This is a genomic window from Sphaerisporangium sp. NPDC005288 (assembly GCF_040607475.1).
GTDB lineage: Bacteria > Actinomycetota > Actinomycetes > Streptosporangiales > Streptosporangiaceae > Sphaerisporangium > Sphaerisporangium rhizosphaerae.
In genome coordinates this window covers 91,350-113,618 of the sequence record NZ_JBEXGT010000007.1, presented here as the reverse complement: position 1 = coordinate 113,618, position 22,269 = coordinate 91,350, and the positions used below count along the sequence as shown (strand labels likewise).

The following is a 22,269-nucleotide window of genomic DNA, read 5'->3' as shown; positions in this document are numbered from 1 at the left end:
ACGCATGGGACACCGACGCATCGCCGTCGCCGCGGCGACGGCGGTGGCGCTGTCGGCCGGTTGCGGCATCGTGGGCGGCGGCTCGCCCACCGAGAACTCGCTGGACGGGCTCAGCGTCTCGAGCCCGCGCTTCCGCGACCAGGCGCCCCTTCCTTCGGAGTTCTCCTGCACCGGGCAGTCGGGCAATCCGCCGCTGCGCTGGTCGGGCGTGCCGCAGAAGCAGACCAGGTCGATCGCCCTGGTGGTCGACGCCACCAACGCGCAGGGAGCGGTGGAGGCGCATTGGGTCCTGTTCAACGTCGACTCGCTCACCACCGAACTCGCGCCGAACAGTGTGCCCAAGGGCGCGCTGCAGGGGCTGTCCTCCAACGGCAAGGTGGGTTACGCGCCTCCTTGCCGTCCTGACGACACCTACCGGTTCAGCGTGTACGCGCTGAACGCCGAACTCGCTCTCAAGAACGGCGCCGGGCTCCGCGAGACGCTGGAGCAGATCGCCCAGCACACGATCGCGCGTGGGCGGCTCTCGGCGGCGCACATCGAGTGACATGCTGAGCACCGCAGGTAGTAATGGATACCGGATCTTCTCGTAGGGTGTGACAACGCTCATAGTGGTCGGACAGAATCAGATGCAATCCTCGAGCGCAGGTGGTCAACGGGGGCAGATCGCGTCGATGGCCGCGCGGTCTCCTCAGCGCCACTGGAAGGCGATGGCCATGAAGGTGGTGCAATGATCGCGGTCATTTTCGGCCTGGTCGCCGTCGTGCTGCTCGTACTGATGGTCGTTGCATTCGGCATGCGGTCCATGAACCGCCGCGAGAGCAACCTTCCTCCCGAGCGCCTGGAGAAGCTCGCCAAGCAGGCGGAGGACCCATCGGCCAAGCGTCCCGGCCGTCCCGCCGAGGAGACGTTCTTCGAGAGCTTCCCCGAGGGCTTCGACGCCTTCACCGAACCCGAGCGCGCCACCGCGCGGCTGCGGCCGGGCGGCAACAAGGCCGGCGCCCGTCCCGCCGGGCGGCCGGGCGGCCGTCCCGCTCCGCGCGGCAAGCAGGCGTCCTCGCGCGGACGCCGCGGCGTGGACGAGTGGGGCGACGCCGACGACTACGACGACGACTACTGGACGCGCGTCCGCGCGGACGACGGCGCCTTCGGCGGCACGATCGCCGCCCGGGTGGGCGCGAGCCGTCCCGACCTCGCCTCCCCGTCCTCGGAGGCCGCCAAGCCTCCCGCGCCGAAGAACAAGGACGAGGTGGACGCCAACGCCGCCACCGTCCAGGCGCCCCTTCCCACCCGCTCGCCCGGCCGGTCGGGCGTGGCGGAGCCCTCGCGCGCGAGCGCGCCGCCGTCCTCCTCGGGCGCGGCGGCCGCCGACCGCACGGTCGCCTTCTCCGCCCCGGTCCCCGCGCCGTCATCCCCCACCGCGCCGCCCGCCGCGGTCCCGGCCGCGTCGGCGGCCGACGTCCTGGGCGCCATCGGCTCGGCCCAGTCGCCGGGCCGCACCCGCCGCGGCTCGCGTCCCGACCCGGCGGACCCGCTGGGCATCACCGACACCGGCCGCGCCAAGCCCAGGCGGCGTCCGGAGTCCGGCGGCGGCGACCCCGGCCGTCCCGCGGCTCCGGGCCGTCCCGCCGAACCGCGCAGGCGCACGGGCGGGGGCAGGCCCGCCGAGGCCGGGCGCGCCGCCTCCGGCCGTCCCGAGCCCGCACGTACGGACCCGCAGGCCACCGGCCCCCGGGTCGACCCGCTCACCACCCAGCCGCGCATCGACCCGTTGTCCACCGGGCCGCTGGCGGGCGCGCACCCCACGGGGTCGCTCGCGAACGACCCGCTGTCCAGCGGCCCGCTGTCCGGCGGCGCCGCGTCCCGTGACCCGCTGGCCTCCCGTGACCCGCTGAGCGCGCGCGACCCGCTGGGCGGCTCGCCCGCGGGCAGGGCGCCGTCCGGCGGCGCCGTGTCTGGGGCGGCGACGTCCCGCGGCCCGCTGCCCACCGGCCAGGGGTCCCGTCAGACCGGTTCGAGCTCCGCCGGGTCGCGTCCGGGCGGCCCCCCGGACGGCTCCCGCGCGGCGACCGGCCCCTTCGACGCGGGCCGTTCCTCGACCGGCTCCTACGAGGCCCCCCGGGCGGGTGGCTCCGCGCGCGGCACCGGCCCGCATCCGGCGTCCGATTCGTTCGGGGCGGCGGGAGACTCCCGCGGCTCGACCCCGAACTCCGCCACCGGCGAGTTCCCCGCCTCACCGGCGGCGGACCAGTCGTGGCCGGCCCGCCCGGCCTACCCCGCCGCCGGCTCCTACGACATCCTGGACGGGCCCGCGTCCTCGGCGGCTTCCTCCGGCGGGACCTGGAAGGCGTCGGACTACCAGCTGCCCTCCTACGACGGGTACGCGGCGGAGACGCCGGCCGGGCCCAGCGCCTCGTCCTACGAGGTGCGCCCGGGGTGGGCGACGATCGACGACTCCGACGCGGCCGGCGGGCCGACTCCTCCGGCGGGCATGCCCACCGGCTCCTCACGCGGCCCTCAGGCGTATGACGCCCCGGCCGGCCGGCCGTCCAGGGGCGACGACGCGCGCCCGGGGCCGGGCGGGCAGGGGCAGGGCTACGGCGGCGGCTACGAGGCCGACCGCACCCCGTCCTCCGGCGCCACGTCCGGGTCGTGGGCGCAGGCGCAGCCCCGGCAGAACAACACCGGCGGCAGCTGGCCTTCCTACGGCGAGCTGTACGGCACGGCGGCGGGCGGCACCGAGGACCCGACCATCCAGTCGTCGAAGGGCACGCCGTCGCGTGGCGGCCACCGCCGGCCCACCGACACCGACTATCCCGACTATTACCGCTGATCACCCAGCATTCCATCGGTAGATGGAAAACGCGGCGGCCAAAGCCTTAATCGGCCGGCCGCCGCGTCGTATGGTCACAGCATGACCGGGCATACAGAATGTGACGAGAGTAAGACTCAGCGTATTCGATCGATGCTCCGGCACGACCTTCCGGCCTCGCTGGTGGTCTTCCTGGTCGCCATCCCGCTCTCTTTGGGCATCGCCGTCACCAGCGGTGCGCCGCTGATCGCGGGCCTGGTCGCGGCGGTGGTCGGCGGCCTGGTGGCCGGGCCGCTCGGCGGGTCGGTCGTCCAGGTCAGCGGGCCCGCGGCCGGCCTGGCCCTTGTGGTGTCCGAGCTGGTGCGCACCTACGGCTGGCGCGCCACCTGCATGATCACCCTGATGGCGGGGGCGCTGCAGGTCGTCCTCGGCGCCTTCAAGGTGGCCCGCACGGCGCTCGCGGTGTCGCCCGCGGTGGTGCACGGCATGCTCGCCGGGGTGGGCGTGGTGATCGCCCTGTCGCAGCTCCACGTGGTGCTCGGCGGGCAGCCGCAACGGTCGGCCGTGGAGAACATCCTGGAGCTGCCCGCGCAGATCGCCGACAACCACAGCCACGCGGTGGCGGTGGGCGTGCTCACCATCGCCCTTCTCGTCCTGTGGCCGCGCCTGCCGCGCGTCAACGTGGTCCCGGCCCCGCTGGCGGCGCTGTCCATCGCCGCGCTGACGGCCGGCCTGCTGGGCTGGGACGTCGCCCGCGCCGACCTGTCGCGGGGGTTCACCGACTGGGCGACGCCGGCGCCGCCCACGGGCGACTGGCACGGCATCGCCGGAGCCGTGCTGCTGGTCGCGCTCCTCGCCGGCGTCGAGTCGCTGCTCTGCTGCGTGGCGGCCGACCGCCTGCAGGACGGGCCGCGCGCCAACCTCGACCGTGAGCTGACCGGCCAGGGCCTGGCGAACCTCGTCTCGGGGGCGCTCGGCGGCCTGCCCGTGGCGGGCGTCATCGTCCGCACCACCACGAACGTGCGGGCGGGGGCCCGCTCCCGGTGGTCGGCGACCCTGCACGGCGTGTGGGTGCTGCTGTTCGCGGTCTGCCTCGGGTGGTGCGTCACGCTGATCCCGCTGGAGGCGCTGGCGGCCCTGCTGGTCTTCATCGGCGTCCGCATGGTCAACCTGGGCACCGTCCGCGGCCTGCACGGGCACGGCGAGCTGCCGATCTACGTGCTGACCATGGGGGCGGTCGTCGTGGTGGGCCTGGCCGAGGGGGTGCTGCTCGGCCTCGGCCTGGCGGCGCTGTTCGCCCTGCGGCGCCTCACCCGGGTGTCGATCCAGGTGCGGCTGGAGCCGGACGACCGCTGGCACGTCGTGGTCACCGGGTCGCTGACGTTCGTGGGCGTGCCGTCCCTGACCTCCAGCCTGCGGGCCATTCCGGCGGGCGCCGCCGTCGATCTCGACCTCAACGTCGACTTCATGGACAACGCCGCCTTCGAGGCCGTGCACGGCTGGCGTCTGGAGCACGAGCGCGGCGGCGGCACCATCGCCATCGACGAGATCCACGACCAGTGGTACACGACGGCGGCCGCGAGCGGGACGCGGGTGTCGGCGGCCAAGACGCCGCCGCGAGCACCGGATCGCTGGTGGCTGCCCCGTGCGTACCGGCGGGGCGGCCCGCTGTCGCGCATCCCCGTACGGCACGGGCAGACCTGGGTGCCCTCCCGGGAAGGCGGCGACGAGACCGGCCCGCACGGGGGCGCCGTTCCCGACCTGCTCGCCGGCACCGCGGACTTCCAGCGGCGCACCGCTCCCCTGGTGCGTCCCTTCCTCAACCGCATGGCGCGCACGCAGGAGCCCTCGCACCTGTTCATCACCTGCGCCGACTCCCGCGTGGTGCCGAACCTGATCACCGCGAGCGGTCCCGGCGACCTGTTCACGGTGCGCAACATCGGCAACCTGGTGCCCCGGCACGGCGCGGCCCCGCCGGACGACTCGGTGGTCGCGGCCATCGAGTACGCGACCGCGGCGCTGAACGTCTCCACGATCACGGTGTGCGGCCACTCGGGGTGCGGGGCGATGGCCGCGTTGCTCTGCGGGGGCGAGAACATCGGCGCCCTGCCGGGCCTGGGCAACTGGCTGCGGCACGGCGACCACACGCTCGCCCGCTACATCCTGTCCGATCCCGCCGGCGAGGACCACGGGCCGCTCGACCGGCTGTGCAGGGTGAACGTCGCCCAGCAGCTGGACAACCTGCGCACCCACCCGTCGGTGGTCAGGCTGGTGGACTCCGGGCGGGTGCAGCTCGTCGGCCTGTACTTCGACATCGGCGCGGCCCGCGTGCACGTCCTGGACCGCGAGGGCTTCTCCCCGGTGACCACCTGCCCCCGCTGACCGGGACAGGCCCACCGCGGCGCGGACGGCCCAGGGCGATGCGCACGGCCCAGGGCGACGCGCACGGCCGGCGGGCGCCGCCCGCGGCGGACGGCCGGCGGTGATCGCTCACGGTGAACGGCGCGCTCCGGCGGCCGGCCGGAGATCCGCTCACCGTGAAAACGTGCGGCGCGGCGGTCGCGGGGGGCGACAGTGGTGGACATGAGGATTCTGGTGATCGGTGGCTCGGTGTTCCTCGGCCGGGCCATCGTCGAAGAGGCGCTGCGCCGCGGCCACGACGTCACGACGTTCAACCGGGGGCGCTCCGGCGAGGACCGGCCGGAGGTGACGGCCCTCCGGGGCGACCGGGAGGTCCCCGACGACCTCCGGGCGCTGGCGGCGGGCCGCGAGTGGGACGCCGTCGTGGACGTGTGCGGGTACACGCCGAAGGTGGTCGCCGAGTCGGCCCGCGCCCTGTCCGGCCATGCCGGCACCTACACGTTCATCTCCACCGTCTCGGCGATCTCCAGCTACCCAGCGCAGCCGGCCGACGAGTCCTCGCCGTTGTGGGAGTGCTCGCCGGACGCCGGCCCGCAGGACGGCGACTACGGGGTGCTCAAGGCCGGGTGCGAGCGGGCGGTCGAGCGCTACTTCGAGGGCGCCGCGCTGATCATCGCGCCGGGGCTGATCCTGGGTCCGTGGGAGAACGTCGGCCGCCTGCCGTCGTGGCTGCTCCGCATCGCCCGCGGCGGCCGTGTGCTGGCCCCCGGCGACCCCGAGACGCGCATGCAGCTCATCGACGCCCGTGACATCGCGGTGTTCACCCTCGACCAGACCGAGAAGGGGGTGAGCGACCGGTTCATCACCACCGGCCCGCCCGGGAACACCACCTTTGGGCGGTGGCTGGCCGAGTGCGCCGAGGTGACCGGCTCGGACGCCGAGCTGGTGTGGGTCGACGACCGCTTCCTCGCCGGCCAGGACGTGCAGCCGTGGGTCGAGCTGCCGCTGTGGCTGCCGGCCGAGCCCGACGCGGCGGCCGTCTGGAAGATCTCGGCCGGGAAGGCCGAGGCCGCGGGGCTGCGCTGCCGTCCGGTGGCCGAGACCGTGCGCGACACCTGGGACTGGATCAAAGGTCACGACGAGGCGGCCCTGCGGGCCCGCTACCCGCGCTGGAGTAGTCACGGTCTCGCCCCCGACAAGGAGGCGGCCCTCCTCACCGCCTGGGCTGCCACCAGGTGACCGTCCCTTCCACGGCGGGCGCGCGGCGTCTCAGCGGGTGAGCAGGTCGATCACACCCGCGGTGCCCTCGTCCCCTTCGCACTAGTGCAGAGGTATGACGCCTCTCGTAGTCACTCCGCCGCTGTAGAGGGGTTTTGACCGATGTGATCGCTACGGCCGGTCTGCGGGTGTTAGCGTCGGCGACGTGGCAGACGTGGAGACCGGCGGTCCGGACCAGCACGAGAAGCCGAGGGCCTTCACCAGCCCCAGGCCCGACATGTCGTACGTGAAGACGCTGCGCCCACAGGACTACAACGAGGTTCTGTACGTGGGGCACTTCTTCCGCAAGGGCATGCCGGTGGTCATGGACCTCACAGGCATGTCGGACGCCGACGCCAAGCCGCTGGTGGACTTCGCGGCCGGGCTGGTCTTCGGCCGGCGCGGGGACATGGACCGCATCGCGCACAAGGTCTTCCTGCTGGTGCCCCCCGGCATGGTCATCAACGCCTGACCCGTTGCCGCGCCGGAGCCCTCCGGCCCGGCGGTCATGGCACCTCCTTCTCGGCAGGCCGGCTTCGCCGTACGGCGATTCCGGCGGCCGCACCGCCGCCGGCGGCGGCGCCTTGGCGCCCCCTTCCCGGTGGCGGCGCCGTGCCGCGATCTCTTCGGCGGCCGTGCCGTGTCCTGATCTTCTCTGGGGCAGCAACGTTCCGGCTTCAAGCAACTCGGGTTGACTAAGAGGGAATTAGTCAACTACGGTTGCTTACATGTCCGGTGTTGAGAACTCCGCGTCCCGGGAGCCCGCCGACGCGCTGGCGGCCGTCGCCGCCCTCAGGCGTCTCGCCGACCAACTCGAGGACGCCGCCGTCGAGCAGGCGATGCGTGAGGGCTGGAACTGGCCGCAGGTCGCCGAGGCGCTCGGAGTGACGCGCCAGGCGGTCCACAAGAAACACGCCAAACGGCTCATCGAGGCCGGCGTCGAGCTGAGGAGGCGCTGAGGATGTCCAGCACGTTCGACCACTATCTTGCGACGATCATGGAGGAGGGGGCGCGCGAGGCTCGCCAGGCCGGGTCGGCGACGATCGAGGCGGAGCATCTCCTGCTGGCCGTCGCCGCCGAGGGAGAGGCCACCACCCGTCAGGTCCTCGTCTCGGCAGGCCTGGACCACCAGGCGATCCGCGAGGCCCTGGACCGGGAGTTCGAGCACAGCCTGAACGCGGCGGGAGTGTCCCTCGGGGCCTTCGATCTCCCCCGCCCGAGCCGCGCCGCCAAGCTCCCGTCGCAGCTCGGCGCGTCGGCCAGGCTCGTGCTCGAACGCATGGTGGGAACCTTCCGCAAGAAGGACCTGCGACCGGCACACCTGCTGCTCGGCATCCTGCAGGCCGAGGTCGGCACGGTCCCGCGCGCGCTCACCCTCGCGGGCGTCGACCGGCACGCCCTGGCGGCCCAGGCACGCCGGACGATCACCGGCCAGGACGACTGACCCCCATCCCCACCGACGCCCGTTCGACCGCCCAGACCGACGCGCCGCCCACTCTTCCACCGCGACGCGCCAAGGCACGTCCTTCCCCCACATCAGCCCCCACCGCGACGCGCTGAAGCACGTCCCCCACCAGCTCCCACCGCGACGCGCTAGAGCACCTTCTCCCACACCAGTCCCCGCCGCGACGCGCTGAGGCACATCCTTTCCCCCACACCGGCCCCCGCCGCGACCCGCGGACGCCGCGCCCCTCCCCCGCGAGCGGCACCGTCTCCTGCCATCGGGGAGCACACCGGCACCGCAGGCGGCTTCGCCGTGCCCTCGTACAGGGCCTCATGACGCGGTCCGCCGATCCTCCGTCCGGGCCCAGGCGGCCCGCCCCCTATCCCAGAAGGAACGAATTCATGCTCACACGCGCGACCCGTGTCCGCCTCGGCCTGCTCATCGCCGGGACGACCGTGGCGAATATCGCCATGATGACGCCGTCTCCCTCGTCCGCCTCCTCCGGCGCGGCCACCCATGAGCACGCCGCGCTCCAGCGCCTGCTCGACCGGGCCGTGGCCGTGGGCGGCGTCCCGGGCATCCTGGCCGAGGTCAGGGACGGCGGACGGCGCTGGTCCGGCACGGCGGGGGTCGCCGACACCGCGACCGGCCGCGCGCGTCGGGCGCGTGACCGGTACCGCATCGGCAGCACCACCAAGACGTTCGTGGCCACGGTGATGCTGCAGCTGGTGGCCGAGCACAAGGTGAGCCTGGACGACACCGTCGACAGGTGGCTGCCCGGCGTGGTGCGCGGCAACGGCCACGACGGCGGCGCGATCACCGTCCGGCGGCTGCTCGACCACACCAGCGGGATCTTCAACTACACCGACGACCAGGCGGCGCTGAGCCGGTACCCAAGCCCCACCCCCGAGCAGCTCCTGGACATCGCGATGTCCCACCCGCCGGCCTTCTCCGCCGGGACGAGCTGGGCGTACTCCAACACCAACTACATCCTCGCCGGGCTGATCATCGAGCGGGCGTCCGGCGGGACGCTGGCCGACGAGATCGCCACGCGGATCGCCCGCCCGCTGCGGCTGGCCGGGACGTACCTGCCGCGCGGCGCCGACCCGGTGATCCACGGGCCGCACTCTCAGCACTACACGAAGAAGTTCCAGACCGGCCCCGACGCCGTGATCTACGACGCGACCGAGATGGACACCTCGCTGTTCTGGGCGACCGGCGCCATGATCTCCACGGCCGGCGATCTGAACCGGTTCTTCCGCGCGCTGCTGTCCGGACGGCTCCTGCCCGCGGCGCAGCAGCGGGAGATGTTCACCATGGTCCCCACCAAGGACTGGATCGCCGGCAGCGCCTACGGCTTGGGCATCTCCTCGGTGACGCTGTCGTGCGGCACGACGGTGTGGGGCATGGGCGGGGCCCTGTTCGGCTCGTTCTCCTACACCTACGGCACCCGCGACGGCGAGCACATGCTCGCGATCAACGTCAACGGTGACTGGACCGACGGCGGATGGGAGGACCCGATCGGCATCTTCACCGACGCCCTGGAGGTGGAGTTCCGCCCCGGCGACTCCCGGGCGCCCCGGCGCTCCGCGGAGCCCGCCGACCCCGCATAGACGCCGCCGGGTTCCCGGAGCACGCCCGCCGTCCTCGCGAGCACATGCACCGGCCCCTCATGTGAAGGCCCGCCGGTACGGCGGTGCCGCATCCGGGACGCCCCGGATGCGGCACGCGCGTTCGCTCCATCAGCCCGCGCGGGCCTAGAGCGGCGGAGTGAGTTCCACGAAGGAACCGCAGTTGCCCGGCCAGGCCGGGTTGTTGCCGGTGCCGGGCGTGGGGTTGACGGTGCATGCCGTCTGGCGGATCAGGCCGGTCGTGCTGAGCACCGTGACGTGGAGGGTGTTCCCCATCACCGCGAGGCTGACGTCGCTGGCGTTGCCCGGATATCCCGGCAGCGTGGACAGGTCATGCCAGGGCGGGGTGGTTCTCGGGTCCCGGACGAACGTCGGACCGTTGCCCTGGGCGTAGCCCACGAACTTGTTGTTCCCCTGGAACGCCGTGTCGATCCCGGCGCTGCGCCCGGGAGTACCGGGAGGTCCGGGGGGACCGGGAGGACAGTGCTTGCAGCACTTCTTCTTGCCGTCCTCGTCGCCGTCGCCCCCGCGGGCCTTCTTCTGGGCGACGACGGCGACACCGGTGGCGGGAGCGTGGGCCGGCGCGACGTGGTGCGCCTGGTGCCCCGGGACGCCCCGCGTCTCCGTACCGGCCTGCGCCATGGCCGGGAGCGACAGCGCGAGCACTCCACCGGCGATCGCGGTCGCGAACGCCACAGTGAACACGCGCTTACCTATGAAAGGACCTGTTTCCCGAGGAATCACTCGGTTCCCCCATATCGCTTGAATTCCGATGAATCGGACTATTTCCGTGCCACCGCGGCAGCACTGCGACCAGGGAATACCCATTCAGCGAACCAGCGACGCCGCAGCGGCGCACTGATAGGAAAAACAGACGAACACAATAAAGAAAAGAAACCCGACTCCAGGGTCACGTCATTCCGGAATACCCATTAGACGGGAATCCGTCCGCTATCGAGGACTTCGGCGGCTTTCCCGTTATCGGCGACGATGACCCGCGGCCGGCCCTGCCCTTGACCAGGCGGCATGCCCGGGAACGTCCTGACACGAGGAGCTCCGAACCGCCCACGCCTCCACCGGCCCGTCCCGTCCCGTCCGAAGGTGCGAGCCACCCACGAGGATGGACGCCGATACCGTGGACGCCATCGGTGACCACTATTGCGCGCCGAAGAAATCGCCCATAGCCGCCCCCACACGCTGCGGGTCTCCGTCGTCGTCCGGACCCGAATGCCCAAGGCCCGGGAACGAGACACGTCGCGCATGCGGGAGCACAGCGGAAAGCGCGTCCAGCGCGACGCGGAAATATGCCGGGCTCTTGGCGCCGTCGAGCAGCAGAACCTGCGCGTCGAGCGCCGCGTAGTCCTGCACCGTGTCAGCCATCTCCCGGATTATCTGCATATCGAAGCGCTGCGTGGGGACGAGCGCTTCGATCGGTACCTCGTCTTCGGGCGCATCGCGTCGCAGGCGCGAGCCGGCCGCCATGAGCGGCACAAGAACCGATCGCGGAACTCGATCGAACACCGGTTCGGTGCCCAGGCCCTTCAGTGCCGTGACCAGGGCGGAGGCGATCTTGCCTGCGGCGATCTCGCGATGGAGACGCGGCACCCAGTCCATCGGCACCGAGCCGCCGACGGACAACGGAGGTTCGTACAGGGCGACCCGATCGAGTGCGGGAATGGCCAGCGCCGCGCGCAGGGTGATGAGCGCTCCCGAGCTCAGGCCGAAGATCCGCGAGGCCCCGGTCGCCGCGACCAGTGCCCGCAGGTCGTCGACCTCGCGCAGCACGCTGAAGTGGTCACCGTGGGGTCCGCTCAGCCCGCGTCCCCGCCGGTCGGGCACATAGACGGTGAAGTGGGCCGACAGGGTGGCAGCAAGCCTCGTGAAGTGCTGCGATGCCTGCATGCCACCGTGCACGAGGATCAATGCGGGGCCGCGGCCGCGTTGCCGGTAGCCGATCGTCGTCCCGTCGGCGGAACGAACCTGGCCTTTGCTGTAGTCGCGCACGATCTGGGGGGAACTCTTCACCGTGTCACCTCATCCGCGGCCGGGACGAACCTCTTCTGTGCCTGCTTGCCGACCTCCACGGCCGCGTTTCCGCGCTCCAGCAGGTCCTCCCGGTACCCCGCCGGCGCCGGGAAGCGATCGGTGAGCGGAGTGCGCCCCATCGCCCCGCACAGGTCCGCGTTGGCGAGTCCCACCTCGGGCACCAGGTGTCGCCGCACCACGGAGTTCCCGCCGTCGGCGCCGACCAGCACCGGCCCCGCGCCCAGCTCCCTCATGACGCCCGCCCCCTCCTACGTGAACAACGTTCACGTGTACATTGTTCACCTACGCGGAGCCGAGCTGTCAACCGCGACAAGGAGGATCCGATGGGCGAGCGACGCGCCCAGGTGCTGCGGGCGGCGATCGAACTGCTCGACGAGGTCGGCCTGGACGGTCTCACCATGCGACTCCTGGCCGGTCGGCTCGGCGTGCGCGCGGGCGCGCTCTACCGGCACTACCCCAGCAAGCAGGCCCTGCTGGACGCCATGGTCGCGCACCTGGTCACCCCGCCGGCCGACGCCGTCCCGCCACTCGACGGCCCCTGGGAGGAGCGACTGCGCGGCCTGGCGATCGGCATGCGCGAGCTCATGCTGGCCCACCGCGACGGCGCGCGCCTCATGTCCACCTTCCACGATCCAGGCAGAGAGGCCGTCCGCTTCTACCACGGCCTCATCGCCGCCCTGTCCGCCGCAGGCGTGCCCGCGGACACGGCCGCCGTCGCCGTGGAGACCGTCGTGGCGTACGTCAACGGCTACACGACCGAGGAACAAGCCCGCGCGACCCGCGCCGACGCCCGGCCCAGAGAGCTCCGCGACCGCGCCTTCCGCGACGGCCTCGAGCTGATCATCACCGGCGCCGCGGCTCTCCCCCACGGCGTTCCCGCCGCCCGCGACGGCGGCTGATCGCCATCCCCCCACGTCCTCCGCGGACAACACCGTCCGGCGACAATGAGCCATGCCCACCGACACGGAACGACCAGACGGCCCGGCCACTCCCGACCAGGCGGAGGGGACGGCCGCCGGAAACCGGACCGGCCAGGCGCCCGGCGCGACCGGCTCCCGCCCGGCCGTCGACGTCTCCGGCTCCCGGCCGCCGCTCGACTACTACCTGGTCGTCCCCGGCCACCGCGCCCCCGCGGCGCTCGTGACCCCCGTGTCCGCCGCGGCGACGGTGGACGGCATCGTCGTCGAGGAGTTCGTCTTCGACGACGACCACACCACGGTCGGCCTGGACACCGCCTGCTGGTCGGCGTCCGACGGCGCCTGGCGCAGTTCGGCGGCCCTCAGCCGCGACCTGCGCGGCGACCCGGCCCTGCGCCTGCGTGTCGTGCCGGTCCCCCGGCGCGACGCCGAGGACGCCTACCGGCGGGCCCACGGCCGCGAACTTCCCGGCGAGCCGGCTCTGCGCACGCTGTTCACCGACCGCCTGCCCGTCCCCGGCTCGGCTCCCCTGCGGCTGGAAGACGCGCAGGTTCCCGAGGGCTTCCACGACAAGCGCCTGCATCGCGTGCTGTTCGCCGGCGACCTCACTCCCGGCCGCCTCCCCGCTCTCCAGGCGGCCTGGGGGATGACCCTCACCGGCGACGCCGCCGACCCCCGCACCCGGGTCCTCGGCACGGCCCGCGTTCATGTCGCCGGCGACGTCTTCACCTGGGAACTGCGCCGCGTCGGCCCCGGCGGCGCCTGCGCCCTCGACCTGACCGCCTGCCTCGCGACCTCCTCGGACGCGGCCATCGGCCCCCTGCTGCGACGGCTCACCACGACCCTGAGCCACACAGGCGGACTGATCCCCGTGATGGTCGAACGCTTCTCCTAGCCCGCCGCCACCGCCCCGTCACGGCTCCCGCGGGTCAGCCGGGGTAGGGGCGGTTGAACCGGGGCGGGGTGAACGGGACATACCGCGGGGCGGGGTCGGCCGCCAGTGCCGCCGCGCGGGCGTTCATCGCCGGGGCGGACGTCGCCGGCCAGTGACCGCTCCGCAGCCGGTCGAACATGGTCACCAGCGCCGCTTCCTGCTCCGCCGGTGAGAAGTCGCAGTGGCCGACGGTGCGGGTGTACGTCTGGCGCAGCAGCGAGCCGGCTCCCGCACGGCGCACCTTCTCCTCGTACGACTGCTGCTGGGCGACGGTGGAGATCTGGTCGCCGGTGGCGGACACGGTCAGCACGGGGATCCGCAGGTGGCCGTCCAGGACGAGGCCGTCGGCGAACCGCCTGACGGCCTCGGGGTCGGCCGCGACGCGGGGCGCGGCGGCCAGGTTCCGCAGGTCGGCCCCGAGCTCCAGGCCCGCCGCCTTGTACAGTTCGCGGACGGCGCGCCGGAGGGCGGGCTCGGCCAGGCGCAGTTGCCCGGCGTAGTCCACGCCGGTGTTCCAGGACGGGTTTCCGCCGACCACCGCCATGAGCTGGCGCCGGCTGCCCATGGCCTGCCCGATGTAGGGCAGAGGCCCGCCGGCGAGCGCGAGGTAGGCGCCCTGCTCCAGGCCGCCGGCGTCCCTGCCGTCCGGAGGCGGTGTCGCCGATCCGTCGGGGTTGCGGCCCCAGGCCGGCAACTGGCCGATCGCGGCGGCCAGCGCGATGCGGGCCCGCCCCTCAGGGGTCCGCTGCGCCGCGGCCAGGGCGTCGATCCATGCCTTCCGGGCCGACTCGACGTCCTGGGGGATGTCGATGACCGGCAGCCCCGGGGCGACCAGGCGCTCGAGCACGAAGACCGTGTCGAGCTTCTGGTTCCACTGGCCGACGGACCCGCCGAGGCCGCCGCACATCGGGACGGCGGCGTCGAAGGCGTCCGGGTGGATCTGGGCGACGCCGGCCGCGATGAACCCGCCCATCGAGGTCCCGGCGGCGATCGCCCTGCGGGCCGGGCCGTAGGCGGCCTCGAAGCGGGTCAGTGCCTCGGCCTGGTTGTCGATGGCGGACCGGAGGTTCCAGCCGGTGATGGCCCGGCTCGTCCCGCCGCGGGCCACGCCGTCGGCCAGCAGCCGCGCGGTCAGGGGTTCGTCCCGGCCCGCGCCGGCGAAGTCCAGGGCGACCACCACGGTGCCGTTCCAGGCGGCCGGCACGACGAACTCGTAGGGCGTGCCGTCATCGAGGGCGCCGCTGATGCAGGTGGGATGGGCAGGGGACTCGGCCAGGCACGGTGTGCCGCCGGGGGGCCGGGCGGAGGCGGCGGCGGTTCCGCTCCCGGCGGCGGTCGCCAGCGCGACGGCCAGGCACACGGCCGCTCCACGGCGTATCGCGGCGGCGGCCCCCTTCGACTCGGTTCCCATGGTGTGTTTCCTCCACAGTCGATGGACGGGCGGGAGTGCGGCCCGAGGCCCGGCCGGGTCCGCGAACGGCCGGCGGCCCGCCTGGCGGCCGTCGCGGGACGAATGCCACCGCTAGTGGAGACGATCGTTCATTCTTATGTCACCGATGTCAATCCCCCGATCACCGGGAACAGCCCGGACGCGGAGCCGGTGACGTAGGATTCACGCAGGTCGACCCCGGTAAGCCCGTTCGCCCCCGCACGTCGTCGAACGGGCGCCCGCACCGGCCGAGGAGTCTGACGATGGAAGGACGCCTGGTGACCGCGTCGCCGGAACCCGGCTCCCTGCCCAGAGCCCGGCAAGGGGCCGAACCTCAGCGCCTGCTGACCACGCTGCTGGGCGACTACTGGTTCTGGCGGCAGGAGCACATCCCGTCGGCGGCGCTGGTCGCCCTGCTGGAGGAGTTCGGCATCACCGCCACCAGCGCCCGCGCCGCCCTGCGGCGGGTCGCCGCACGTGGGCTGCTGGAGAGCTCGCGCACCGGGCGCACCACGGCCTACGGACTGCCGCCCCGGGCGTCCGACGTGATCGTGGCGCACGCGCGCCGCCTGCTGACGTTCGGCGCCACCACCCCGCGCTGGGATGGGCGGTGGACGGTCGTCACGTTCTCGGTGCCCGAGGACCAGCGCGACACCCGCCGGGCGCTGCGCGACGGGCTGCGCCTGCTGCACTTCGGCATGGTCTTCGACGCGGTGTGGGTGTCGCCGCACGACAGGACCGACGACGTCGTCGAACTCGTGCGCAGGCTCGGCGTGCGGGGGACGGTGGTGTTCCGGGCCCGCACGGTCGCCGACGACGACCTGGACCCGGTGCCGCATCGCGCCTTCGACATCGCCGGGCTGCGCGAGCGCTACCTGCGCTTCATCGACGTCCACCGGCCGGTCGCCGAGCGGCTGGCGGCCGGCGGCCCCTCCCCCGCCGAGGCGCTGCTGCTGCGGACCGCGATCATGACCGACTGGCGGGTCTTCCCCACGCTCGATCCCGACCTTCCCGCCGAGCTGCTCCCCGCGGGCTGGCCGCGCGACGAGGCCAGGCGGCTGTGCGTGCGCATCTACGACTCGCTCGGGGAGTCCGCGGAGCGACGGTTCCGCGAGATCCTCGCGGAGTTCGACCCCGGGCTGGCCAAGCTGGCCGCGCATCACACCTTCGCGCAGGTGTCGGCCCTGAAGTCGCCGGCGGTTCGCCGTCACACGAGTTTCGACGAGACGACCGACCGTGATCGGCTGGACCTCCTCGCCGGCGGCCGCGGCGACGGCCGGCGCGACCAGCGGTGATCGCGGCGGGCCGCACGGCCGCCGGCGCCGATGGCTCCATGGCGGGCCTGTGGCGGCAGGACGTTGGAGCTTCGTACCAGTGCGGCGCGAGACCATCAGAAGCATGACAATCGAGTAACGTACGCGTCTGCAAGCGTCGTCAATATACTCGTGTTGTGAATCATCGCGAGAGGTCCGAGGCAGAGGACGTCGATTTCCCGCGCTCCCAGGTGGGCACGCCCCCGCAGCATTTGATCACGACGCTTCTCGGGGACTACTGGATCAGCCGGGCCGAGCAACTGCCGTCCGCCGCCCTGGTGCGGCTGGCCGAGGAGTTCGGCGTCTCCGCCGTGGCGGCCAGGGCCGCGCTCAGCCGCCTCACCAAGAGGGACCTGCTGGAGTCGTCCAAGGTTGGGCGGCGCACCTACTACCGCCTGACGGACCGGGCCGCCGCGGTGATGGTGGAGGGGCGGCAGCGGATCATGTCCTTCGGCCTGGAGCAGGGCGCGTGGGACCGACGATGGGTGATGGCGGCCTTCTCCATCTCCGAGGAACAGCGGGACCTGCGCCACGCACTGCGCGCGAGGCTGCGCTGGCTCGGCTTCGCCCCGCTCTACGACGGGCTGTGGGTCTCGCCGGCGGCGAACGCCGACAGCGCGGCGGCGGTGCTCACCGAGCTGGAGATCCCCATGGCGACGGTCTTCCGCGCCGAGGCCCTGAGCACCGCGGGCATGCGCGCCCCGCAGGAGGCATGGGACTTCGACGAGCTCCGGCGCGGCTACGAGGAGTTCGTGGCGCGGTACTCGCCACTTCTGGAACGCGTCCGCAGGGGCGTGGTCGGCGCCTCGGAGGCGCTGGTGGCGCGCACGGGGATCATGGACACCTGGCGGCGGTTCCCCAACCACGACCCCGACCTGCCGGCGGAGCTGCTGCCCGCCGACTGGCCGCGCGCCGCGGCCAGAGATCTGTTCGTGGAGGTCTACGACACCCTCGGGCCGCTCGCCGAGTTCCGCGTCAGGCAGATCGTCGCGGAGTTCGAGCCGGCCCTGGCCGAGCTGGTGGCCCACCACCGGACCGGCTCCATTCTCGCGCTCACCTGATCCCACCCGCGGACGTGGAGCCGGCGGCTCCGCCCGCCGCGCTCGTCTCCGCCTCGCACAACCACCCCTTGACAGTCGTGCATCCCTAGGTGTGACATTTGTCCCCACGACCGCAAGATTAACTGCCGCATTATCCGGTCGCGGGAAGGACCACCATGAGATTGCCCAGGACCATCCTCGCGGGTGTGGCGGCTTCGGCCCTCGCCGGCGCCGCGGCGTGCGGTGGAGGCGGTGGTGAGACGCCGCGTCCGGCCGGCGGGACGGCGCTCTACGACGCCCTGCCGGATGACATCAAGGAAGCGGGCGTCATCCGATTCGCCGGGGATTCCCACCCGCCCTACCGGATCGTCGCCAACGACGGCAAGACCGTCACGGGCATCGACAAGGAGGTACAGGACGCCCTCGGCAAGGTCCTGGGCGTCCGCACCGAGATCTCGATCGTCAGCGGCCTGCCCGCGGCGCTGTCCGGCATGCTCGCCTCCAGGTACGACGCCTTCAACGGCCCCGTCAAGGACACCCCCGAACGCGAGAAGCAGTTCGACGCGCTCGTGTGGATGGTCACCCGGACCTCCTACCTGATCCCCAAGGCCGGGTCCTCGTCCATCAAGAGCGCGGGCGACCTGTGCGGCAAACGCGTCGCCGGCACCGCGGGCAGCATCACGGAGGACCAGGCCAAGCGCCTGACCGAATGGTGCGCCAAGCAGGGGAAGCCGGCGCTGGAGTTCATCGGCTTCGCCGACACCAACGGCACCATCCTCGCCGCCAAGTCCGGTCGCGCCGACGCGGCCGGCATGACCGAGAGCGCGGCCCTGGACGTGATCGGCAAGGAGAAGGACGCCTTCACGTACGTGACCCAGACCGACGAGCAGGGCGCCGGCGTCGACCAGCTGGCGATGCTCGTGCCCAAGTCCAGCGGTCTCGGCCCGGTCATGCTCGACGCGTTCAAGGAGATCTTCAAGAACGGCGAATACAAGAAGATCATGGACAAGTACGGGCTGCAGAAGGTGGCGGTGGAGGAGCCCAAGCTGAACGCAGCGGCGACCCAATGACCATGACCCGGCAGGTCGGCGACGTCGTGGACGTCGCCACCGCCCGGCCTCGCCCCCGCCCCCTGCGCTGGGTGGCCGCAGTGGTGCTGCTCGTCCTGGTCGCGCAGTTCGCCTGGTTCCTCGTCACCAACCCGCGGTTCGAATGGCCGGTGGTCAGGCAGTACCTGTTCGACCCGAACATTCTGCGCGGCCTCGGCATGTCGCTGTTGCTCACCGTCATCGGGATGGTGCTGGGCAGCGCGCTCGGGGTGCTCCTCGCGGCGGGCAGGCTGAGCGGCTTCACCCCGGTGGCCTGGGCCTGCGCCGTCTACGTCGCGGTCTTCCGCGGCATACCGCCGCTGGTCCAGCTGATCTTCTGGTTCAACCTCGGCTACCTGCTGCCGCGGATCTCGCTGGGCGTGCCCTTCGGCCCGACCTTCGTCTCCTGGCCGACCAATTCGGTGATCAGCTCGCTGACCGCGGCCATCATCGGGCTCACCCTGCACGAGGCCGCGTACATGGCCGAGATCGTCAGGGCGGGCATCATCGCCGTGGACGACGGCCAGCGCGACGCCGCGCGCGCGATGGGGTTCACGACCGCGCAGAGCTTCGCCAAGGTCGTGCTCCCCCAGGCGATGCGGGTGATCGTCCCGCCCACCGGCAGCCAGTTCATCAGCCTGCTCAAGGGCACCTCCCTGGTCAGCGTGATCGCGATGGCCGACCTGCTGTACTCGGTGCAGGTGATCTACAACAGGACCTACGAGATCGTGCCGCTGCTCGTCGTCGCCTGCGCGTGGTACCTGGCGGTGGTCACCGTTCTGTCGCTCGGCCAGCGACGCCTGGAGCGTCACTTCGGGAAGGGGTAGCGGTGAGCGACACACCGGTCCTGCGCGTCTGTGACGTGCGCAAGCGGTTCGGCGCCCAGGTCGTGCTCGACGGGGTGAGCCTGGAGGTTCGGGAGGGCGAGGTCGTCGCGGTGATCGGCCCGTCCGGGTCGGGGAAGTCCACCCTGCTCCGCTGCGTCCACCAACTGGAGGGCATCGACGGCGGGGCCATGTACCTCGACGGAGAGCTGCTCGGCCACGAGCTCCACCGGGGCCACCTGCGTCCCCTGCCGGAGCGCCGGGTGGCCGCCCAGCGCGGCCGCATGGGCATGGTCTTCCAGCAGTTCAACCTGTTCGCGCACTGGAACGTGCTGCGCAACGTCACCGAGGCGCAGGTGTCGGTCCACCGCCGCAGCACCGGGGAGGCGCGCGAGGAGGCCTTGAGGTTGCTCGCGCGGGTGGGGCTCGCCGGCAAGGCGGACGCCCATCCCCGGATGCTGTCCGGGGGCCAGCAGCAGCGCGTCGCCATCGCCAGGGCCCTGGTCACCAACCCCCGGATCATGCTGTTCGACGAGCCCACCAGCGCCCTGGATCCCGAGTTGGTGCAGGAGGTGCTGAGCGTCATGCTCGACCTGGCCCGCGGCGGCATGACCATGATCATCGTGACCCACGAGATGAGCTTCGCCCGCGAAGTGGCCGACCGGTGCGTCTTCATGGAACAGGGCCGGGTGGTCGAGGACGGCACTCCCGAGGAGATCTTCGACAACCCCGCCTCGCCCCGCCTGCGGGCCTTTCTGTCGCGCTTCTCCGGGCGCGCGGCGCGCGACTCCGACGAACACCTGCTGGAGGAGGAGACCACCACGTGAGCTTCACGGTAATGGCCGTCGGCGACCTCATCGTCGACGAGCCCGACCCCGCGTCCTTCTTCGCCCCGGCCCGGGCGACGCTCGGCCGGGGCGATGTGGTGATCGGCCACATCGAGGTGCCCCACAGCACCTCCACCGCCCAGGTGAGCACCGACGTCCCCGCTCCGCCCGCCGACCCCGCCGCGCTGGCCGCGGTCGCCGGCGCGGGCTTCCACGTGGTGACGCTCGCGGGCAACCACGTCTACGACGCCGGTGGCGAGGGGGTGGCCGACACGATCACGCACGCGACCGGGGCCGGGCTGACCACCGCGGGCGCCGGCATGACCCTCGACCAGGCCCGTCGTCCCGCCGTCGTGGAGCGCGACGGGCTGCGCGTCGGCGTGCTGAGCTACAACTGCGTCGGCCCGCGCGAATCCTGGGCGACCAGCCGCAAGCCCGGCTGCGCCTACATCAAGGTGCTGACGCACTACGAACTCGACCACGCCAGCCCCGGCGGGCCGCCCGCCGTCTACACCTTCGCCGACCCCGCCGGCCTGGAGCGGACGGCCGAGGAGGTGGCGGCCCTGGCCGCCGAGGTCGATGTCGTCCTGGTGTCACTGCACAAGGGCGTCGGGCACACCCCCGCCGTCCTGGCGATGTACGAGCGGCCCGTCGCCCATGCCGTCATCGACGCCGGCGCGCACGCCGTGTTCGCCCACCACGCCCACATCATGCGCGGCGTCGAGATGTACCGGGGCAGGCCGATCTACCACGGGCTGGGCAACTTCGTGACCGTCACCCGCGCGTTGACGCCCGCGACGGGCGACGAGGGCGAACGGGCCGCGTGGGCGCGCCGCAGAGTCGAGCTGTACGGCTTCGCCCCCGACCCGGACATGCCGTACTACCCCTTCCATCCCGAGAGCCGGAACACCGCGATCGCGGTCTGCCGGTTCGACCGCGACGGCCTGGTCTCGGCCGGCGTCATCCCATGCCGGATCGACGGCGCGGGCCGGCCGGTGCCGCTCGGCGACGACGAAGAAGGGCGGCGGGTCGTGTCCTACATCGAGCACATCACGCGGCGGGCGGGCCTTGCGACGGAGTTCCGCTGGGAGGGCGAGGAGGTGGTGCTGCGTGGCTGACCGTCCGCTCGCCGGCCGCACGGTGATCGATCTGACCACCGCGCTGTCCGGGCCGTACGCGACCCTGCTGATGGCCGGCCTCGGCGCCCGCGTGATCAAGGTGGAGAACCCGCTGACCGGCGGCGACACCTCCCGCAACAACGCCCCCTACCTCGGCGCCGAGGGGCTGTCGCTCGCCCGGCACGGGGAGGACGACATGTCGGTGTCGATGCTCCTGCGCGGCCGCAACAAGCAGAGCGTCACCCTCAACCTCAAGCATCCCGAGGCCCGCGAGATCCTGGCCGGTCTGGTCCGGACGGCCGACGTCATGATCGACAACTACAGCGCCGGGGTCATGGCGCGGCTCGGCATCGGCCACGACTGGGCGAGCGCGATCAACCCGCGCATCGTGTGCACGTCGATCAGCGGTTTCGGCGCCCAGGGCGGTCCGGGCTCGGGAAAGGCGATGGACACCATCGTCCAGGCGCTCAGCGGCGTGATGATGACCGCGGGCGCGCCCGGAGAGCCGCCCGTCCGCTTCGGGCTGCCGGTGGGCGACCTGGTCGCGCCGCTGTACGCGGTGATCGGCACGCTGGCCGCGGTCCTGCGGGCCGACGCGACCGGCCAGGGCCAGCACGTGGACGTGTCCATGCTGGGGACGCTCACCTCGATGGTCGCGTGCGAGCCGTTCGACGCCTATGAGAAGCTCGGCCTGCCCATGCGCACGGGAATGACCGTGCCCAGGCTGGCGCCGTTCGGCACCTTCGCGGCCGCGGACGGCTGGTTCGCGCTGTGCGGCCCCACCGACGCGTTCGCCCGCAGCCTGTTCGCGGCGATGAAGCACGACGATCTGGCCGCGGATCCGCGGTTCGCCTCCCGGGACGCGCGCGTGGCCAACGCCGGCGAGCTGCACGAACTCGTGGGCTCGTGGGCCGCGGACCGCCCGCTCGCCGTGGTCCTCGACCTGCTCGCCCGGCACGGCGTCCCCGCCGCCGAGGTCCGTGAGCCCGGCGCCGCCGTGCGCGACCCGCTCGTCCTCGAGCGCGAGGAGGTCGTGCCACTGGAGCATCCGCGCCACGGCCGCCCCGCGGACCTGTACGGGACCGGCGTGCCGATCCGCTTCTCCTCCTGCGAGGCGGCGCTCGACCGCCCGGCGCCCGCCCTCGGCGAGAACAACGCCGAGATCTACGGCGGCCTGCTCGGCTACTCCGAGGACGAACTCACGACGCTGGCCGAGAAGGGGGTGATCTGA

At 72.6% G+C, this 22,269-nt stretch carries 21 protein-coding genes; 17 read left to right on the top strand and 4 right to left on the bottom strand.

Annotated elements, in window-relative coordinates:
- Positions 1 to 4: 4 nt before the first annotated feature.
- From ABZU32_RS09600 to ABZU32_RS09565, 8 genes are all read left to right on the top strand, one after another.
- Entirely contained in the window at positions 5 to 544 is a 540-nt protein-coding gene (locus ABZU32_RS09600; RefSeq protein WP_354850977.1) for a YbhB/YbcL family Raf kinase inhibitor-like protein, read from the top strand.
- A 183-nt stretch (positions 545 to 727) separates the two neighbouring features.
- A complete protein-coding gene (locus tag ABZU32_RS09595; protein WP_354919538.1) occupies positions 728 to 2,830 on the top strand; it encodes a hypothetical protein in 2,103 nt (700 codons plus the stop codon).
- 132 nt (positions 2,831 to 2,962) lie between these two features.
- Entirely contained in the window at positions 2,963 to 5,191 is a 2,229-nt protein-coding gene (locus ABZU32_RS09590; RefSeq protein ID WP_354919535.1) for a bifunctional SulP family inorganic anion transporter/carbonic anhydrase, read from the top strand.
- 201 nt (positions 5,192 to 5,392) lie between these two features.
- Complete coding sequence (locus tag ABZU32_RS09585) at positions 5,393 to 6,409, top strand: NAD-dependent epimerase/dehydratase family protein (RefSeq protein ID WP_354919532.1); 1,017 nt, start codon at positions 5,393 to 5,395, stop codon at positions 6,407 to 6,409.
- Between the two features lie 184 nt (positions 6,410 to 6,593).
- Entirely contained in the window at positions 6,594 to 6,899 is a 306-nt protein-coding gene (locus ABZU32_RS09580) for a cell division protein SepF (RefSeq protein ID WP_354850960.1), read from the top strand.
- Positions 6,900 to 7,155: 256 nt separating this feature from the next.
- Positions 7,156 to 7,386, top strand: coding sequence for a hypothetical protein (locus ABZU32_RS09575; RefSeq protein WP_354919529.1), 231 nt, complete (start codon positions 7,156 to 7,158; stop codon positions 7,384 to 7,386).
- A 2-nt stretch (positions 7,387 to 7,388) separates the two neighbouring features.
- Positions 7,389 to 7,871: a Clp protease N-terminal domain-containing protein gene (locus tag ABZU32_RS09570; protein ID WP_354919526.1), complete on the top strand. Its 483-nt coding sequence runs from the start codon at positions 7,389 to 7,391 to the stop codon at positions 7,869 to 7,871.
- A gap of 401 nt (positions 7,872 to 8,272) precedes the next feature.
- Positions 8,273 to 9,484, top strand: coding sequence for a serine hydrolase domain-containing protein (locus tag ABZU32_RS09565; protein WP_354919523.1), 1,212 nt, complete (start codon positions 8,273 to 8,275; stop codon positions 9,482 to 9,484).
- Between the two features lie 144 nt (positions 9,485 to 9,628).
- On the opposite strand, the gene ABZU32_RS09560 is transcribed toward ABZU32_RS09565, so the two are convergent.
- From ABZU32_RS09560 to ABZU32_RS09550, 3 genes are all read right to left on the bottom strand, one after another.
- Positions 9,629 to 10,207: a hypothetical protein gene (locus tag ABZU32_RS09560; RefSeq protein ID WP_354919521.1), complete on the bottom strand. Its 579-nt coding sequence runs from the start codon at positions 10,205 to 10,207 to the stop codon at positions 9,629 to 9,631.
- A gap of 450 nt (positions 10,208 to 10,657) precedes the next feature.
- On the bottom strand, positions 10,658 to 11,527 hold the full coding sequence (locus tag ABZU32_RS09555; RefSeq protein WP_354919518.1) for an alpha/beta hydrolase: 870 nt from the start codon (positions 11,525 to 11,527) through the stop codon (positions 10,658 to 10,660).
- A complete protein-coding gene (locus tag ABZU32_RS09550; RefSeq protein WP_354919515.1) occupies positions 11,524 to 11,781 on the bottom strand; it encodes a hypothetical protein in 258 nt (85 codons plus the stop codon). Before ABZU32_RS09550 ends, ABZU32_RS09555 begins: the two co-directional genes overlap by 4 nt.
- Before the next feature lie 90 nt (positions 11,782 to 11,871).
- On the opposite strand from ABZU32_RS09550, the gene ABZU32_RS09545 reads away from it, so the two are divergent.
- Together ABZU32_RS09545 and ABZU32_RS09540 are read left to right on the top strand one after the other, a co-directional pair.
- Positions 11,872 to 12,447 carry a TetR/AcrR family transcriptional regulator C-terminal domain-containing protein gene (locus ABZU32_RS09545; RefSeq protein ID WP_354919512.1) on the top strand — a complete coding sequence of 192 codons (576 nt, stop codon included), beginning with the start codon at positions 11,872 to 11,874 and terminating at the stop codon, positions 12,445 to 12,447.
- Between the two features lie 52 nt (positions 12,448 to 12,499).
- Entirely contained in the window at positions 12,500 to 13,360 is an 861-nt protein-coding gene (locus ABZU32_RS09540) for a hypothetical protein (protein ID WP_354919509.1), read from the top strand.
- Positions 13,361 to 13,394: 34 nt separating this feature from the next.
- On the opposite strand, the gene ABZU32_RS09535 is transcribed toward ABZU32_RS09540, so the two are convergent.
- A complete protein-coding gene (locus tag ABZU32_RS09535; protein WP_354850940.1) occupies positions 13,395 to 14,810 on the bottom strand; it encodes an alpha/beta fold hydrolase in 1,416 nt (471 codons plus the stop codon).
- Positions 14,811 to 15,091: 281 nt separating this feature from the next.
- Between ABZU32_RS09535 and ABZU32_RS09530 the strand changes: the two genes are divergently transcribed.
- From ABZU32_RS09530 to ABZU32_RS09500, 7 genes are all read left to right on the top strand, one after another.
- A complete protein-coding gene (locus tag ABZU32_RS09530) occupies positions 15,092 to 16,123 on the top strand; it encodes a PaaX family transcriptional regulator C-terminal domain-containing protein (protein ID WP_354919506.1) in 1,032 nt (343 codons plus the stop codon).
- Between the two features lie 155 nt (positions 16,124 to 16,278).
- Positions 16,279 to 17,202: a PaaX family transcriptional regulator C-terminal domain-containing protein gene (locus tag ABZU32_RS09525; RefSeq protein WP_354850935.1), complete on the top strand. Its 924-nt coding sequence runs from the start codon at positions 16,279 to 16,281 to the stop codon at positions 17,200 to 17,202.
- A 155-nt stretch (positions 17,203 to 17,357) separates the two neighbouring features.
- Entirely contained in the window at positions 17,358 to 18,251 is an 894-nt protein-coding gene (locus tag ABZU32_RS09520) for a transporter substrate-binding domain-containing protein (protein WP_354919503.1), read from the top strand.
- On the top strand, positions 18,248 to 19,096 hold the full coding sequence (locus ABZU32_RS09515; protein ID WP_354919501.1) for an amino acid ABC transporter permease: 849 nt from the start codon (positions 18,248 to 18,250) through the stop codon (positions 19,094 to 19,096). Before ABZU32_RS09520 ends, ABZU32_RS09515 begins: the two co-directional genes overlap by 4 nt.
- A gap of 2 nt (positions 19,097 to 19,098) precedes the next feature.
- Positions 19,099 to 19,920 carry an amino acid ABC transporter ATP-binding protein gene (locus tag ABZU32_RS09510; protein WP_354919499.1) on the top strand — a complete coding sequence of 274 codons (822 nt, stop codon included), beginning with the start codon at positions 19,099 to 19,101 and terminating at the stop codon, positions 19,918 to 19,920.
- Positions 19,917 to 21,038, top strand: coding sequence for a CapA family protein (locus ABZU32_RS09505; RefSeq protein WP_354919496.1), 1,122 nt, complete (start codon positions 19,917 to 19,919; stop codon positions 21,036 to 21,038). The genes ABZU32_RS09510 and ABZU32_RS09505 overlap by 4 nt, the downstream gene beginning before the upstream one ends.
- Positions 21,031 to 22,269: a CoA transferase gene (locus ABZU32_RS09500; RefSeq protein WP_354919493.1), complete on the top strand. Its 1,239-nt coding sequence runs from the start codon at positions 21,031 to 21,033 to the stop codon at positions 22,267 to 22,269. Before ABZU32_RS09505 ends, ABZU32_RS09500 begins: the two co-directional genes overlap by 8 nt.

Coding starts and splice junctions, on each gene's coding strand:
- ABZU32_RS09600 (WP_354850977.1), top strand. CDS start 5: ATGGGACACCGACGCATCGCCGTCGCCGCGGCGACGGCGGTGGCGCTG.
- ABZU32_RS09595 (WP_354919538.1), top strand. CDS start 728: ATGATCGCGGTCATTTTCGGCCTGGTCGCCGTCGTGCTGCTCGTACTG.
- ABZU32_RS09590 (WP_354919535.1), top strand. CDS start 2,963: ATGCTCCGGCACGACCTTCCGGCCTCGCTGGTGGTCTTCCTGGTCGCC.
- ABZU32_RS09585 (WP_354919532.1), top strand. CDS start 5,393: ATGAGGATTCTGGTGATCGGTGGCTCGGTGTTCCTCGGCCGGGCCATC.
- ABZU32_RS09575 (WP_354919529.1), top strand. CDS start 7,156: ATGTCCGGTGTTGAGAACTCCGCGTCCCGGGAGCCCGCCGACGCGCTG.
- ABZU32_RS09570 (WP_354919526.1), top strand. CDS start 7,389: ATGTCCAGCACGTTCGACCACTATCTTGCGACGATCATGGAGGAGGGG.
- ABZU32_RS09565 (WP_354919523.1), top strand. CDS start 8,273: ATGCTCACACGCGCGACCCGTGTCCGCCTCGGCCTGCTCATCGCCGGG.
- ABZU32_RS09550 (WP_354919515.1), bottom strand. CDS start 11,781: ATGAGGGAGCTGGGCGCGGGGCCGGTGCTGGTCGGCGCCGACGGCGGG.
- ABZU32_RS09545 (WP_354919512.1), top strand. CDS start 11,872: ATGGGCGAGCGACGCGCCCAGGTGCTGCGGGCGGCGATCGAACTGCTC.
- ABZU32_RS09540 (WP_354919509.1), top strand. CDS start 12,500: ATGCCCACCGACACGGAACGACCAGACGGCCCGGCCACTCCCGACCAG.
- ABZU32_RS09535 (WP_354850940.1), bottom strand. CDS start 14,810: ATGGGAACCGAGTCGAAGGGGGCCGCCGCCGCGATACGCCGTGGAGCG.
- ABZU32_RS09530 (WP_354919506.1), top strand. CDS start 15,092: ATGGAAGGACGCCTGGTGACCGCGTCGCCGGAACCCGGCTCCCTGCCC.
- ABZU32_RS09520 (WP_354919503.1), top strand. CDS start 17,358: ATGAGATTGCCCAGGACCATCCTCGCGGGTGTGGCGGCTTCGGCCCTC.
- ABZU32_RS09515 (WP_354919501.1), top strand. CDS start 18,248: ATGACCATGACCCGGCAGGTCGGCGACGTCGTGGACGTCGCCACCGCC.